This window comes from Aeromonas schubertii (assembly GCF_000820105.1).
In the GTDB taxonomy this organism is placed as follows: domain Bacteria; phylum Pseudomonadota; class Gammaproteobacteria; order Enterobacterales; family Aeromonadaceae; genus Aeromonas; species Aeromonas schubertii.
Genome location: NZ_CDDB01000077.1, coordinates 1 through 14,405 on the forward strand (window position 1 = coordinate 1; position 14,405 = coordinate 14,405).

A 14,405-nucleotide genomic window follows, 5' to 3' on the forward strand; every position below is an offset into this window, starting at 1 on the left:
ACGATTGCTGGGTCAGATCAAATCTCTCATGCAGGCGAGCAGCGCCGACTCCGTCAGCAGGGCCTGGCTCTTGAAGCGCCCCTCCCAGAAGTGACCCTTGCAGCTATCTTCCTGATTAGCTTGGCGAGCCAACCCTTCGTTGAGCAGGCGCACGAACCAGCTGATGGAGTAGAGTCGCCCACGCCACTCCTCTATCAGCCCCTGCACTACCGAGAGCTCTGGCTCAATCAGGGCATCCCCCTGATACCAGCGCCGCACCAGCAGTGGCCACTGGAACAGCCCGGCCCAGCGCTCGGCCACCTCCCGCTCGCTCCAGCCCTGCGCCTGCTCGGCATCCACTTTCAGCACCAGGTGGTAGTGGTTGCTCATCACCGCGTAGGCGCAGATACCGATGGCAAAGAGCCGCGACAGCTGACCCAGCCGGTCAACCACCCACTGACGGCGATGCTCGTAGCTCTGCCCCGAGTGAGCATCTTCCCCACACAGAAAGGCCCGCCGCACGCAGCGGCTCACCACGTGGTAGTAGGGCGTATCCTGCAAACTGATTTGACGTGAACGGGCGATGGTCATAGCGAGTTCCTCGGCAGTGATGCCTCAAGCCAAGCAGGCCATTACGCCTCTGTCAAAATGGTGGGTGTCCCAGAATCTCTGCCAGTTTCTGCCTGTCTAAAAGCACAAGCAATGTGTAATTTGTTGTGTAATAATGCTCTTAAAGGGTCTCTCAAAGGTGCATTGACATGTCAGACTACAAGAAGTTAAACAACCACCCGTTGGAACTTGTCCTCGTAGAGGTAAGATATTCACCAATTCTAAACGTGAAGAAGTATATTCCAGAACTTCACGATCAACTTCGTGGAGAGTTTCCAAACTTCAACGCTGTAGTTGACAAAGCTGTAAATGTGAGTCTTGACCAAGTTGATTTTTCAGATATAGAGAGATGGCAATTTTCGTCTAAAGACAGCCAAAGAGTTGTGGACATTGATCAAAATAGAGTTGTTTATGCCACAACTAAATACGACAGATTTGATGGTTTTGAAAAAGAAGTTAAACACATAGTTGAAGTCCTGAAAAAAGTAATTAATCCAGCAATATACACTAGGGTTGGGCTGCGATATTGCGATAATATCGTTTCCCCCGATGGTGGAGACGCGGGTTTATCAAAACTCATAGCTCCTCAGTTATTGTTTGATGATACCTTTAGTGACATTGGTCGAAAAGGCTTTAAACGCCAGGAATATCTAATTACAACAGGTAAAACTCACCTTATGATTAGGACTTTTCAGGTAGTTACACCGCAGGTTCTTCCTGATGACTTGTCTTCAATCGGGTTGAATATCAAAGCGGACGAAAGCCCTAAATTAAGGATTATTTTAGATTTTGACCATTTTTGGCAAGATCCGAATAACCCGATTGACTTTGAAGTAGACAATATTCTACAAACATTGGGTGGTTTACATGAAGCGTCGAGAACGGCGTTTTGGGATGCAACAACTCCGTATGCAAGGAATGAAGTATGGCGGTAGCAGATAACACATATGCTAATTACAACATAAGTGAGATGCAAAACTTAGCCGCTTCTGGTATGCGTGCGTATCAATCAGCGGTGCATCGTACCTGTCATCGCCCCAGTACTTCTGAGGTTTTTGATCTTATTAGTAGTTACCGTTCAGGTCAGCCTCAGTTCTGGGCCTATACTAAGAGGGGTTTAGACGATATTCTCGTTAAACGCTGTACGGCAGATTCAGATAAAAATTCTCCTCAGCAAGAGGTATTAATAAAACGCTTGAGTGAGTTGAAAAGTGGTATTGGATTAGCAGATGAAGAACTTGCGAGCATTTTAAAAACAACTCGTAAGACACTTCATAATTGGCAGCATGGAAATACTAAACCGAACAAAACAAAGTTGCTGCGATTGGTCGCTCAGCATAATATATTGAGAACATGGCTTAGTAATGGTTACCCAGAAATATCAAAATTGAACCTTGAGGTTAAAGAACAAATTTTAAGCAAGCTGCAAAAAGATAATGTTGATGTTGATGACTTGCTTTACTTTGGCTCTGGCTTAATGTTGACTGCTGATTTTGATATCATTGACGACCCCTTTGCTTAGGTAGGTGATATGAACTTTGGAAGTGATTTAGAGGCGAAGGGGTGGTTACAAGGCTGTATTATTGAAAAGCAGCAAGCTCTTATCTTGTTGGAGATGAAAGATACTATATGTATTGATATCGACAAGGTTAAGCTAGCTGAAGAGGACTTTGTTCTGCTTGTTGCATCTCAGTCTTGTGATATAGCTAGAAATGAAGTTCCATCAGTTCAACTGCTGATAGCAAGAATTGTTGAAAGCAGGGATCCTCAGAAAAGTTATAACTCACATCCAAGACTACTAGATACTTACGTAACTAAAGTTAATAGCGAGGCAGTTTGTGAGATCTCATTTAGAATCAGTATCTTAGAGAAGGTTTTTACACCCAAGTCGAATTTATTAGAAATTAGTTATCTTGATTCTGTAACTTGGGGGGTACAGGAAGAAAGAAGCTATAGAAACTGGTTGGGAGAGCATTATGACCGGCCCGCGCTGCCTACATCGTTTAATGATCTTCTTAAACGCTCTGAGAAAAAACTAAAGGCTGCTGCACAGCAATCTAATGCTCACTTATATGGGATCTATATTAGACTTAATCCAAATCGTGAGCTTAACCAAGGGGAGCAATATCAGGTGCAGCTGCTTGGCGCATTGACTAATAATGGAGATGCTGTCATTGCTCAGAGTAAAATAGACCGTTATAAAGAGCTACTAATAGCTGCTGGCATTAATGTTACACATGCTGTTGTTAGAGAAAAAAAGCAGATTAGTATGGAGGTCTTGGAAGGGATGACTAGATTTCATTTGGATTATTTGTCATATCGTACTAATACAGAAGAGCTACCCGCAGAAGTACAGCCGGGTATATAACTAGCATCATTTATTATTCACGAAATTGTCCATATTGTAGGACTATATTACATCATTCCAACCCGGCCTAAGCCGGGTTGATTATTTCAAAAGGCAGGAACAATCAAAGCGCTTCCAATCTGGCATACGCCGCCACCAGCCACTTGGCGCCGGCGTCGTCGAAGTGGATCTGCACCCGGCTCTGGGGGCCGACCCCCTCGAAGTTGAGCACAGTGCCTTCGCCAAACTTGGGATGGAGCACCCGCTGGCCCAGGTTGAAGCCGCTCTGGGTGAAGCTCTGCTGCACCTCGTTCTGGCTGAAGCGGCCATATTGGGTGGGGCGGCTGACCTGGGTGCGCAGGCGGATCTCCTCCAGACACTCGGCGGGCATCTCGCGGATGAAGCGGCTCGGCTTGTGGAACATCTCGCGGCCGTAGATGCGGCGGCTCTCGGCATAACAGAGGTAGAGCTTCTCCATGGCGCGGGTCATGCCGACATAACAGAGGCGCCGCTCCTCCTCGAGGCGTCCGGCCTCTTCGGTGGTCTGCTGGCTCGGGAACATGCCCTCTTCCACCCCCACCATGAAGACCAGGGGGAACTCGAGCCCCTTGGCGCTGTGCAGCGTCATCAACTGCACCGCGTCGGCGTGCTCGTCGGCCTGGCCCTCACCGGCCTCGAGCGCCGCATTGGCCAGGAAGGCCGAGAGATCGCTCATCTCGTCTGCCTCTTCGGGGCGGGTGAACTGGCGGCAGGCGGTCACCAGTTCGTCCAGGTTCTCGACCCGCGCCTGGGATTTCTCGCCCTTCTCGGCCAGGTACATGGCTTTGAGGCCCGAGTTCTGGATGGTGATGTCCGCCTGCTGGTGCAGGGGCAACAGGCCCACCTGCTCCTCGAGGCCGTCGATGAGATCGACGAAGCCGCGCACCGCGTTGCCGGCACGGCCCGAGAGCACCTTGTCCGCGAGCAGCTCGCGCGACGCCTGCCACAGGTTGAGGCCGCGATCCCGGGCGTGGCCACGGATGATGTCGAGGGTGCGATCACCGATGCCACGGGTCGGGGTGTTGACCACCCGCTCGAAGCTGGCGTCATCGCCACGGTTGTTGATAAGGCGCAGGTAGGCCAGCGCGTCCTTGATCTCCTGGCGCTCGAAGAAGCGCAGGCCGCCGTAGATGCGATAGGGCATGGCGTCCTGCATCAGGGCCTCTTCCAGAATGCGGGACTGGGCGTTGGAGCGATAGAGGATGGCGCAGTCGGCCAGCATGCCCCCCTTGTCACGCCACTCTTTCAGGCGCCCCACCACGAAGCGGGCCTCGTCCACCTCGTTGAAGGCGGCGTAGAGGGAAATCGGCTCGCCCTCGGCCCCCTCGGTCCACAGCTCCTTGCCGAGGCGCTCGGCGTTGTTGGCGATGACGCAGTTGGCGGCCTTGAGGATGGTGGCGGTGGAGCGGTAGTTCTGCTCGAGACGGATGGTCTCGGCGCCCGGGTAGTCGGTGAGAAAGCGCTGGATGTTCTCGATTTTGGCGCCGCGCCAGCCGTAGATAGACTGGTCGTCGTCGCCCACGATCATCACCTTGCCGGTGTCGCCGGCCAGCATGCGCAGCCAGGCGTACTGCACGCCGTTGGTGTCCTGGAATTCGTCCACCAGTATGTTCTGGAAGCGATCCCGGTAGTGCTCGAGGATGTGGGGGCGATAGAGCCACAGCTCGTGGGCACGCAACAAGAGTTCGGCAAAGTCCACCAGGCCGGCGCGATCGCAGGTCTCCTGGTAGGTCTGGTAGATCTTCTGGTAGGTGCGGGTGACCGGGTCGCCGTAGAGATCGATGTCGCCGGGGCGCAGCCCCTCGTCTTTCTTGCGGTTGATGTACCCCATCACCTCGCGCGGGGCCCAGTGCTTCTCGTCGAGGTTGAGCGCCTTGATGACCCGGCGAATGAGGCGGTACTGATCGTCCGAGTCGAGGATCTGGAAGTCCTGGGGCAGGCCGGCGTCCAGGTGGTGGGCGCGCAGCAGGCGGTGGGCAATGCCGTGGAAGGTGCCAATCCACATGCCGCGCTGATCGGTGCCGATCACTCGCTCGACCCGGCCGCGCATCTCGGCCGCCGCCTTGTTGGTGAAGGTCACCGCCAGGATGGAGAAGGGCGAGCAGCGCTCTACCTGCATCAGCCAGGCGATACGGTGCACCAGCACCCGGGTCTTGCCCGAGCCGGCCCCCGCCAGTACCAGCAGGTTGCCGCGCGGTGCCGCCACCGCATCCCGTTGCTTGTCGTTGAGGCCATCGAGCAGGCTTGAAACGTCCATCACCACTCCTGTTTATTTATACAGGCGGCGATTATACGGAAGTGGCGGCCCGATGACCAACGCCACGCGCCTTTCCCCCTATTCTGCCCCGCCGGGGTGATTGAGCACCCCCAGCAGATCCCGTTGCAGGGTTCGCAGCTGATCGATAAGGGCCAGGTTGAGCCAGAGGTAACCCGCCACCTCGGGGGTGCGGCCGCCGCTTGCCAGCAGGCCCCGCAGGTCTGCCTCCACCTGAGCCAGCTCACCGAGCAGGTCGTGGCTGAGCTGCCCGTCGATGGCCAGCTGGGCCAGCTGATCGATGAGATCCCCAATGCGCTGGTGTGCCCGGCGCAGCAACTCGTCCCCGAGCAGGGTGAAGTGGCTCTCCCGATTGGCCCAGAAGGCGCTGCCGAGCAGCTCGAGCTGAGCCACCAGGTTGCGCAGCCCGCGCTGGATCTGCTCCATCCCCTTGAGCGGGGCACCGCTCTCCCGGGCTGCCGGGGCCATCAGGGGGCGCAGCTTCACCAGCTCTCCCATCAGTCGGCTGCGCTGCCCCTCAAGGGGCGGAGGAGCCAGCAGGTTGGGTGAGAGGGCGCTGCGATAGAGCAGGGCGGTGGCCCGCAGCTGGCTGGCCAGCTTCATGCGCCAGTGCAGGTAGGCCTTGTGGGGCCAGATGGCCGCCAGCACGATGGCGATGAGGGCCCCCACCAGCACATCACCGGCCCGCCACAGGGCGGCCTCCATCGAGGAGGGGTGAGGCCCCACGATCACCGCCAGGGTGATGCCGAGCAACAGCCCCACATAGGGGCGCTTGCCGAGGGCCACATAGCCACACGCCACCATGACGGCGGCGCACCAGATCATACCGAGCCAGGGCAGACTCCCCAGCAGGTAGAGGGCGACCATGCCCAGGGCAGCCCCGACACAGGTGCCGAGCACCCTGTGCCAGGTGCGGGTGACTATGTTGCCCCAATAGGGGAGCGGGCCCAGGATCACCACCATGGTTACCAGGCTCCAGGCATCGTTGGGGAGCTTGATCAGCCGTATCAACGACAGGGTCACCATGAAGGCAAAGGCCAGGCGCACCCCGTGGATGAGGCGGTAGTGGCGATAGAAGCGCTGCTGCAACAGCGAGATGGGGCTGTGGCGGACCATGATGGACTCGAGCCAGGAGGAAAGGGCGAAATTATAAGCCATAAGATGGCGCCGTCCACGGTGCGTTTCTTGGCATGAGGGGGCCAAGGCCGTATAGTGCTGGGCGTTAATCCATCAGGTTCCCCATTATGTTCCAAGACAATCCGCTGCTGGCCCAGCTCAAGCAACAAATCCGCGAGAATATCCCCAAGAAAGAGGGCGTGATCCGCGCCTCTGACCGGGGTTTCGGTTTCCTCGAGGTCGATGAGAAGACCAGCTACTTCGTGCCCCCTCCCTACATGAAGAAGGTGCTGCACGGTGACCGCGTGGTCGCCCTGATCCGCACCGAGAACGAGAAGGAGGTGGCCGAGCCGGATGAACTGCTGGAGGCCTCCCTGACCCGCTTCGTGGCCCGCGTGAAGATGTTCCGCGATCGCCTCAACGTGGTGCCGGATCACCCCAACATGAAGGAGGCGATGAAGGCCCGCCCGAAGAAGGGGCTGGACGAGAAGGATTTCAAGGAAGGGGACTGGGTGGTGGCGACCCTCAAGCGTCACGCCCTCAATGACAACGGCTTCTTCGCCGAGATCACCCACAAGATCGCCGACAAGGAAGACCACAACGTGCCCTGGTGGGTGGTGCTGGCGCGCCACAACCTGGCCCAGATCGAGCCGGCCGACCTGCCCGAGTGGCAAGATCTGGAGGCGGATCTGCCGCGCCAGGATCTCACCGACGTCGCCTTCTTCACCATCGACGGCCCCAAGACCAAGGACATGGATGACGCCCTCGCCATCCGTGAGACCGAGCAAGGCTGGGAGCTGCTGGTCGCCATCGCCGACCCGACCGCCTTCGTGGCCGAAGGGAGCGAGCTGGACAAGGAGGCCGCCCAGCGTGCCTTCACCGTCTACATGCCGGGGCGCAACGTGCCCATGATCCCGCGCACCCTCTCCGACGAGCTCTGTTCCCTGAAAGAGGGCGAAGAGCGCAACACCCTGTGCGCCCGCCTGACCATCCACAAGGATGGCCTGCTGGACGAGCAGACCGAGTTCTTCGCCGCCCGCATCCGCTCGCGCGCCCGTCTCAACTATGACGACGTCTCGGATCTCTTTGAGCACGACAAGCCGCTGGACGTGGACGCCGCCGTGCTGGCCCAGCTGCCGCTGATGAAAGCCATGACAGAGGCGCGCATCAACTGGCGCACCGAGCACGCCCTGGTGTTCCCGGACCGTCCCGACTACGACTTCGAGCTGGGTGAGAACGGCGCCGTGCTGGCCATCCATATGTCGCCGCGCCGCCTCGCCAACCGCATGGTGGAAGAGTCGATGATCGCCGCCAACATCTGCGCCGGCCGCGTGCTGGGCAAGACCGTCGGCTACGGCATCTTCAACGTCCACAGCGGCTTTGACGAGGACTCCCTCGACGGCGCCATCGAGCTGCTCAAGAGCGCCAAGGCCCCGTTCGAGAAGGAAGAGATCGCCAGTCTGTCGGGCTTCTGCGCCCTGCGCCGCTGGATCGACGGCCTCGACACCCGCTGGCTGGACGGCAAGATCCGCCGCTTCCAGAGCTATGCCCTGATGTCGGCCGAGCCGGGAGCCCACTACGGCCTGGGTCTGGATGCCTACGCCACCTGGACCTCGCCGATCCGTAAATACGGTGACATGGTCAACCATCGCCTGCTCAAAGCCGTCATCGCCGGCCAGCAACCGGGCGCACGCCCGAGCGAGGAGCTGACCCAGCACCTGACCGACTGCCGCCGCCTGCACCGCATGGTGGAGCGCGACATCGCCGACTGGCTCTATGCCCGCTTCCTGGCCCCCCTGGTCGCCACCGACACTGTGTTCGAGGGCGAGATCATCGACGTGATGCGTGCCGGTCTCAAGGTGCGACTGCGCGAGAACGGCGCCGTCGCCTTCGTGCCGGCCAAGCTGATCCTCGACAACAAGGATCGCCTGGAGTGCAACTGGGACAGCGGCCGTGTCTTCCTCGACAAGGAGCCGATCATGGAGCTGGGCCAGACCCTCGCCGTGAAGCTGGCCGAGGTGGTGGAAGAGACCCGCTCCGTGGTCGCCAAGCCCGCCGTGGCCATAGTACCGGGCCCGCTGCCCGAGGCGCCGGCCGCCGACACCCCGGCTGCCGAGTAATGCCCCCGAGAGCCCGGCCTGCGCCGGGCTCTCTGTTTTATGCCGGCAGGCAGATGACCAGACTCACCCCCGCTGCACCAGTCGCTCCAGCAGGGCCTGAACCGGGGCACAGCTCTCTTCCCCCAGCAACCACTGCTTCTGATGGGGAGAGAGTGGCAGCATCTCGAGCCAGCGCTGGGCCACCCAACAGCCATCCTCCCAGTGGGGCTCTCGATAGAGGGCGCCGTATTCGGGGTAGTCGTCAAACACCTCCCTGAGCTTCTCCACCAAAGGCGTAAAGGCCGGTGATACAGCCACCGGTGGCCAGGGGGGAAGTGCCGCCACCTCACCCCAACGCAGGCCATCTGCCTCCTGGCGCACCTCGCCGATCCGCACCCGCTCCACTCCGCGCACCGTAATGCCGAGCAGGCCGTCGTCCAGCAGGTCGAAGTCGACGATCTCGACCCGGGTACCGATGGGCAACATGTTGCGGAGCGCTTGTGACGCCTGGGGATCGAGCATGCAGAGGACGAAGCCATGAGTGGAAGCCTGGGCGACCAGGCGCTGATAGCGAGGCTCGAAGATACGCATGGGCATGATGCCGCCGGGCAGCAGGTGTGCGGTGAGGGGAAAGAGAGGTAGCTCCATCAGAGACTCCGGCCTTGATACCGATACAGCGCGATCCACTGTCACTATTATAAAAGAAAGGCGAAATCTGACTGTTAAACCGTTTGGATATGCAGTAAAAATGGATAAGCACCACTTATCCGAAATATCCTGCGGAAATGGGTGCCCCATACCAGTGAAGATGCCTGCTCGCGCCCCCTCCACCCCGCCCGTGTGGTGGTTTTCTCGGCCCGTTACGGGTAAAATTCACGCCCTTAAACTCAAGTCACGTTTCGACGCATAACCATTGGTGGTCAGTTATGAAAGAGCATATTCATCATCTACTTGAACAGACGGTTGCCAACCTGAAATCCGCCGGTCTGCTGCCGGCCGACCTGGAGGCCCGTATTCAAGTCGATCGATGCAAGGAGAAGGCTCACGGCGACCTGGCCACCAACCTGGCGATGCTGCTGGCCAAGCCGGCCGGCAAGAACCCCCGTGAGCTGGCCACGGCCATCATCGAGCACCTGCCCGCCTCCAGCCAGGTGGCCAAGGTGGAGATTGCCGGCCCCGGCTTCATCAACTTCTTCTTCGACAAGGCTTGGCTGGCCGGCCAGATCGAGGCCATCAACGCCAGCCCCAAGGCCAACGTGAAGCTGCCGGCGCCCCAGCGCGTGGTGGTCGACTACTCGGCCCCGAACGTCGCCAAAGAGATGGCGGTGCACCACATTCGCTCCACCGTCCTCGGTGACGTGGCGGTGCGCGCCCTGGAGTTTCTCGGCCACGACGTGGTGCGCGCCAACCACATCGGCGACTGGGGCACCCAGTTCGGCATGCTGATCGCCTATCTGGAGAAGATGGAGAACGAGCACGCCTCCGACATGGAGCTTCGCGATCTGGAAGCCTTCTACACCCAGGCCAAGCGCTACTATGACGAAGACGAAGCCTTCGCCGAGCGCGCCCGCGCCTATGTGGTGAAACTGCAGAGTGGCGATGAGTACTGCCGTACCATGTGGAAGAAGCTGGTCGACATGACCATGGAGCAGAACCAGCGCAACTACGATCGCCTGAACGTCTCCCTGACCAACAAGGACATCATGGGCGAGTCCATGTACAACGACATGCTCCCCGCCATCGCCGAGGATCTGAAGGCGCGCGGCCTGGCGGTCGAGGATGACGGTGCCCTGGTGGTCTACCTGGACGAGTACAAGAACAAGGATGGCGAGCCCATGGGGGTCATCATCCAGAAGCGTGACGGTGGCTTCCTCTACACCACCACCGACATCGCCTGCGCCAAGTACCGCTATGAAACCCTCAAGGCAGACCGGGTCATGTACTTCATCGACTCCCGTCAGCACCAGCACCTGATGCAGGCCTGGACCATCACCCGCAACGCCGGCTATGTGCCCGAGTCCGTGCCCCTCGAGCACCACGCCTTCGGCATGATGCTGGGCAAGGATGGCCGTCCCTACAAGACCCGTTCCGGCGGCACCGTCAAGCTGGTCGACCTGCTCAACGAAGCCGAGGAGCGCGCCACCGCCCTGCTCGAGAGCCGCAGCAGCGACATCCAGGGTGAGGAGCGCGCCAAGGTGATCAACGCCATCGCCATGGGCGCGGTGAAGTACGCGGATCTCTCCAAGAACCGCACCACCGACTATGTGTTCGACTGGGATCTGATGCTGTCGTTTGAGGGCAACACCGCCCCCTATCTGCAGTATGCCTATACCCGTATCCAGTCCATCTTCCGCAAGGCCGAGGTGGATCCGGCGACCCTGACCGGCTCCATCACCCTGACCGAAGACGCCGAAGAGACCCTGGCCCAGAAGCTGATCCAGTTCTCCGACGCGGTCAACGGCGTGGCCGACAAGGGGATGCCGCACCTGCTCTGTACCTATCTGTACGAGCTCTCTGGCAACTTCATGACCTTCTACGAAGCCTGCCCGATCAACAAGGACGGGGTGGACGAGGCAACCCGTCAGAGCCGCCTGTTGCTCTGTGCCGCCACCGCCAAGGTGCTCAAGCTGGGTCTGGACGTACTGGGCATTCACACCCTGGAGCGCATGTAATCCATGGCGACACGGGATTATGTCGGCAACGGCTCGCGCAGAAGGGCCGGTGGACGTAACAGCAAGCGGGCGGCGCCCAAGCGCAGCTTCCCGCTCATCCCTGTGCTGGTGCTTGGGGTATTGCTGGCCGGCTTCGGCGGCTTCCTGTATGTGATCAATGGCAAGGGGGATTCGTCCCCCTCCATCGAGGAGCAGGTACGGGCCAACAAGCCCAAGTCCGACAAGCCGGCACTGCCCCAGGAGAAGTGGAGCTACATGGAGCGGCTGGAGAACAAGCAGGTCGACATCGTCGAGCCGCCTCCCCAGCCGGGTGTGCTGCCTCCCCCTCCTGCCGAGACGGTTACACTGCAGCCCGAACGCCTTCCCAAGCCGGTGGAGACTCGTGTACCGCAGCCGGGCACCCCGGTTACCGCCCCCAAACCCGCCACCGGCGCCCCGGTTGCCACGGCCCAGGAGCAGGTGATCGACCGCAAGGCCGAGCGGGAACGGATGGAGCGCGAGCTACGCGCCGAGCTGGAGCGGGAGCAGGCCGAGAAGGCCAAGGCGGCCGCCGCCAGTGCCGACAGCGGACGCTACATGATGCAGTGCGCCGCCCTGCGCTCACAGGACGCCGCCGAGTCGCTCAAGGCGCGTATCGCCTTTACCGCCGGTCTCTCCTCCAGCCTGCAGAGCGTGAACGGCGCCAATGGCACCGTCTACAAGGTGGTGGTGGGCCCCTTCAACGGCAAGGCGGCCGCCGATGCGGCCAACAAGCGGTTGCAGGCCTCCGGCATCAGCGGCTGCATTCCCCGCAAACAGTAATCCCGTATCATGACGCCGGCATCGCCGGCGTTTTTTTGCCTTGAAAAAATCCTCCTGCGCCCCCACCTCTCTTCTCATGCACAGTTGACCCCGCCTCCGGGGTCGTGGCCCCAAGCGAGGTACAGCAAGTGACCACCATAGTTTCAGTTCGCCGTAACGGTCAGGTCGTCATCGGTGGCGATGGCCAGGTTTCCCTGGGTAACACCGTCATGAAGGGCAATGCCCGCAAGGTCCACCGCCTCTACAACGGCAAGGTGCTGGCCGGGTTTGCCGGCGGTACCGCCGACGCCTTTACCCTGCTCGAGCGCTTCGAGGCCAAACTGCAAGCCCATCAGGGCAACCTGGAGCGGGCCGCCGTGGCCCTGGCCAAGGAGTGGCGCACCGACCGCGCCCTGCGCCGCCTCGAGGCTCTGCTGGCCGTGGCCGACGAGAACAAGTCTTTCATCATCACCGGCAACGGTGACGTGGTGCAGCCGGAGCAGGATCTGATCGCCATCGGTTCGGGGGGCAACTTCGCCCAATCCGCCGCCACCGCCCTGCTGGAGAACACGGATCTCGATGCCAAGAGCATCGTCGAGAAGGCCCTCAAGATCGCCGGCGACATCTGCGTCTTCACCAACCAGCACCACACCATAGAGGTGCTGGATTACCAGCCGAAATAAGCGCTCCCCCCATTCTGCGGGGCGGCCACGCCGCCCCCGACACAGGAATCCCATCATGTCCGAGATGACCCCGAGAGAAATCGTTCACGAGCTGGACCGTCACATCATCGGCCAGGCCGACGCCAAGCGCGCGGTAGCCGTGGCCCTGCGTAACCGCTGGCGCCGCATGCAACTCAATGAAGAGATGCGCCATGAAGTGACCCCCAAAAACATCCTGATGATTGGCCCGACCGGCGTGGGCAAGACCGAGATCGCCCGCCGCCTGGCCAAGCTGGCCAACGCCCCCTTCATCAAGGTCGAGGCCACCAAGTTCACCGAGGTGGGCTATGTGGGCAAGGAAGTGGACAGCATCATCCGCGATCTGACCGACGCCGCCATCAAGCTGGTGCGCGAGACCGAGGTCGAAAAGATGAAGTACCGCGCCGAAGAGGCTGCCGAGGAGCGCATCCTCGATGCCTTGTTGCCCAACCCGCGTAACACCTGGGGGGAAGAGGAGAAGGCCGACAACTCCAACACCCGCCAGATCTTCCGCAAGAAGCTGCGTGAAGGGCAGCTCGATGACAAGGAGATCGAGCTGGAGCTCTCCGCCAGCCCCATGGGCGTGGAGATCATGACCCCGCCGGGTATGGAGGAGATGGCCAACCAGCTGCAGGGACTGTTCCAGAACCTGGGGCAGGGCCAGAAGAAGAAGCGCAAGATGAAGGTCAAGGAGGCCATCAAGGCCCTGACCGAGGAGGAGGCCGCCAAGCTGGTCAACCCGGAAGAGCTCAAGCAGAAAGCCATCGAAGTGGTGGAGAACAACGGCATCGTCTTCATCGACGAGATCGACAAGATCTGCAAACGCGGCGAAGTCTCGGGCCCCGATGTCTCCCGTGAGGGTGTACAACGGGATCTGCTGCCGCTGATCGAAGGCTGTACCGTCAACACCAAGCACGGCATGGTCAAGACCGACCACATCCTGTTTATCGCCTCCGGTGCCTTCCAGGTGGCCCGCCCGTCTGATCTCATCCCCGAGCTGCAGGGTCGTCTGCCGATCCGGGTCGAGTTGGGGGCGCTGACCACAGAGGACTTCGAACGTATCCTGACCGAGCCGAACGCCTCCCTGACCGATCAGTACCAGGCCCTGATGGCCACCGAGGGCGTCACCATCGCCTTCACCCAGGACGGCATCCGCCGCCTGGCCGAGGCCGCCTGGCAGGTCAACGAGCGCACCGAGAACATCGGCGCCCGCCGCCTGCATACCGTGATGGAGCGCCTGATGGAGGAGATCTCCTTTGATGCCTCTGAAAAATCGGGCCAGACTTTCACCATCGACGCCGACTACGTTAACACCCATCTCGGCAAACTGATTGAAGACGAGGATCTGAGCCGTTTTATCCTATAAATTCAGTATTTTACCAACATCAAAACGCCTCCCGATGGGAGGCGTTTTTTATTCCCTGATGGCGATAACCTCCCGAGCGGAACAGTAGGCGTGAAGCCTACAGCAAGATCTCGGCATGGTGCCGAGTAACCGGGGCATGGTCACCCTGGCGCGCAAGGTCGGGTTCAAGGTAGAGGTGTCGATGGAGGATAACCTGGTGAGCATGGTACTGCCGCTCGCCGTGAACACGCCGTGAGGCGCGGATGGAAAACCAGGGCCTGCCGAGCTCGCGGTCGCTCGGTGAGAGTGAGCAAACCCCAAAGAGAAAGAGGCCATCCCAAGTGGGATAGCCTCTTATTGGCTCGCTAGCCTTTCAAAACTGCAAATGCAAAAAGACCATCTCAAACGAGATGGTCTTTTTATCTTCAAATTGGGTGCCTGGC

The 14,405-nt window shown here is 59.6% G+C and carries 12 protein-coding genes and 1 pseudogene; 9 read left to right on the forward strand and 4 right to left on the reverse strand.

Features of this window, described 5'->3' with window-relative positions:
* Positions 1–27: 27 nt before the first annotated feature.
* Positions 28–570, reverse strand: a pseudogene (locus BN1133_RS15605) (transposase); the annotation flags it as partial.
* Between the two features lie 167 nt (positions 571–737).
* Between BN1133_RS15605 and BN1133_RS19810 the strand changes: the two are divergent.
* From BN1133_RS19810 to BN1133_RS20165, 3 genes are read left to right on the forward strand one after another with little or no spacing between them, the layout of a single operon-like run.
* Entirely contained in the window at positions 738–1,523 is a 786-nt protein-coding gene (locus BN1133_RS19810) for a TIGR04255 family protein (RefSeq protein ID WP_082178029.1), read from the forward strand.
* Positions 1,514–2,110, forward strand: a complete 597-nt coding sequence (locus BN1133_RS20160) for a helix-turn-helix domain-containing protein (RefSeq protein ID WP_153006757.1) — start codon at positions 1,514–1,516, stop codon at positions 2,108–2,110. The genes BN1133_RS19810 and BN1133_RS20160 overlap by 10 nt, the downstream gene beginning before the upstream one ends.
* Before the next feature lie 9 nt (positions 2,111–2,119).
* Positions 2,120–2,956 carry a hypothetical protein gene (locus tag BN1133_RS20165; RefSeq protein WP_153006756.1) on the forward strand — a complete coding sequence of 279 codons (837 nt, stop codon included), beginning with the start codon at positions 2,120–2,122 and terminating at the stop codon, positions 2,954–2,956.
* Between the two features lie 103 nt (positions 2,957–3,059).
* Here the strand turns inward: BN1133_RS20165 and uvrD are convergent, their stop codons facing one another.
* Together uvrD and BN1133_RS15615 are read right to left on the reverse strand one after the other, a co-directional pair.
* The gene (gene uvrD / locus BN1133_RS15610) at positions 3,060–5,231 is read right to left on the reverse strand and encodes a DNA helicase II (RefSeq protein WP_050667403.1); all 2,172 of its coding nucleotides are present in this window, start codon (positions 5,229–5,231) and stop codon (positions 3,060–3,062) included.
* A 78-nt stretch (positions 5,232–5,309) separates the two neighbouring features.
* On the reverse strand, positions 5,310–6,407 hold the full coding sequence (locus BN1133_RS15615) for an FUSC family protein (protein WP_050667404.1): 1,098 nt from the start codon (positions 6,405–6,407) through the stop codon (positions 5,310–5,312).
* An 86-nt stretch (positions 6,408–6,493) separates the two neighbouring features.
* Here BN1133_RS15615 and BN1133_RS15620 point away from each other — a divergent pair, with 86 nt between their 5' ends.
* Positions 6,494–8,485 carry an exoribonuclease II gene (locus BN1133_RS15620; RefSeq protein WP_050667405.1) on the forward strand — a complete coding sequence of 664 codons (1,992 nt, stop codon included), beginning with the start codon at positions 6,494–6,496 and terminating at the stop codon, positions 8,483–8,485.
* A gap of 63 nt (positions 8,486–8,548) precedes the next feature.
* Here BN1133_RS15620 and BN1133_RS15625 read toward each other — a convergent pair whose 3' ends face one another.
* Positions 8,549–9,112 (reverse strand): LON peptidase substrate-binding domain-containing protein, encoded by a 564-nt coding sequence (locus BN1133_RS15625; RefSeq protein ID WP_050667406.1) that lies wholly within the window; start codon positions 9,110–9,112, stop codon positions 8,549–8,551.
* A gap of 278 nt (positions 9,113–9,390) precedes the next feature.
* Here BN1133_RS15625 and argS point away from each other — a divergent pair, with 278 nt between their 5' ends.
* From argS to BN1133_RS19815, 5 genes are all read left to right on the forward strand, one after another.
* Positions 9,391–11,136, forward strand: coding sequence for an arginine--tRNA ligase (gene argS, locus BN1133_RS15630; protein ID WP_050667407.1), 1,746 nt, complete (start codon positions 9,391–9,393; stop codon positions 11,134–11,136).
* Positions 11,137–11,139: 3 nt separating this feature from the next.
* On the forward strand, positions 11,140–11,937 hold the full coding sequence (locus BN1133_RS15635) for an SPOR domain-containing protein (RefSeq protein WP_050667408.1): 798 nt from the start codon (positions 11,140–11,142) through the stop codon (positions 11,935–11,937).
* Positions 11,938–12,065: 128 nt separating this feature from the next.
* The gene (hslV, locus tag BN1133_RS15640) at positions 12,066–12,599 is read left to right on the forward strand and encodes an ATP-dependent protease subunit HslV (RefSeq protein ID WP_050667409.1); all 534 of its coding nucleotides are present in this window, start codon (positions 12,066–12,068) and stop codon (positions 12,597–12,599) included.
* A gap of 55 nt (positions 12,600–12,654) precedes the next feature.
* A complete protein-coding gene (gene hslU / locus BN1133_RS15645) occupies positions 12,655–13,983 on the forward strand; it encodes an HslU--HslV peptidase ATPase subunit (RefSeq protein ID WP_050667410.1) in 1,329 nt (442 codons plus the stop codon).
* Positions 13,984–14,098: 115 nt separating this feature from the next.
* The gene (locus BN1133_RS19815) at positions 14,099–14,218 is read left to right on the forward strand and encodes an acetyltransferase (protein ID WP_082178030.1); all 120 of its coding nucleotides are present in this window, start codon (positions 14,099–14,101) and stop codon (positions 14,216–14,218) included.
* The last annotated feature ends 187 nt before the right edge of the window (positions 14,219–14,405 follow it).

Bases quoted from the DNA above. Each gene is read 5' to 3' on its own strand.
- uvrD (WP_050667403.1), bottom strand. From the start codon at position 5,231: ATGGACGTTTCAAGCCTGCTCGATGGCCTCAACGACAAGCAACGGGAT.
- BN1133_RS20160 (WP_153006757.1), top strand. From the start codon at position 1,514: ATGGCGGTAGCAGATAACACATATGCTAATTACAACATAAGTGAGATG.
- BN1133_RS15615 (WP_050667404.1), bottom strand. From the start codon at position 6,407: ATGGCTTATAATTTCGCCCTTTCCTCCTGGCTCGAGTCCATCATGGTC.
- BN1133_RS19810 (WP_082178029.1), top strand. From the start codon at position 738: ATGTCAGACTACAAGAAGTTAAACAACCACCCGTTGGAACTTGTCCTC.
- BN1133_RS15635 (WP_050667408.1), top strand. From the start codon at position 11,140: ATGGCGACACGGGATTATGTCGGCAACGGCTCGCGCAGAAGGGCCGGT.
- hslU (WP_050667410.1), top strand. From the start codon at position 12,655: ATGTCCGAGATGACCCCGAGAGAAATCGTTCACGAGCTGGACCGTCAC.
- BN1133_RS15625 (WP_050667406.1), bottom strand. From the start codon at position 9,112: ATGGAGCTACCTCTCTTTCCCCTCACCGCACACCTGCTGCCCGGCGGC.
- argS (WP_050667407.1), top strand. From the start codon at position 9,391: ATGAAAGAGCATATTCATCATCTACTTGAACAGACGGTTGCCAACCTG.
- BN1133_RS19815 (WP_082178030.1), top strand. From the start codon at position 14,099: ATGGTGCCGAGTAACCGGGGCATGGTCACCCTGGCGCGCAAGGTCGGG.
- BN1133_RS20165 (WP_153006756.1), top strand. From the start codon at position 2,120: ATGAACTTTGGAAGTGATTTAGAGGCGAAGGGGTGGTTACAAGGCTGT.
- BN1133_RS15620 (WP_050667405.1), top strand. From the start codon at position 6,494: ATGTTCCAAGACAATCCGCTGCTGGCCCAGCTCAAGCAACAAATCCGC.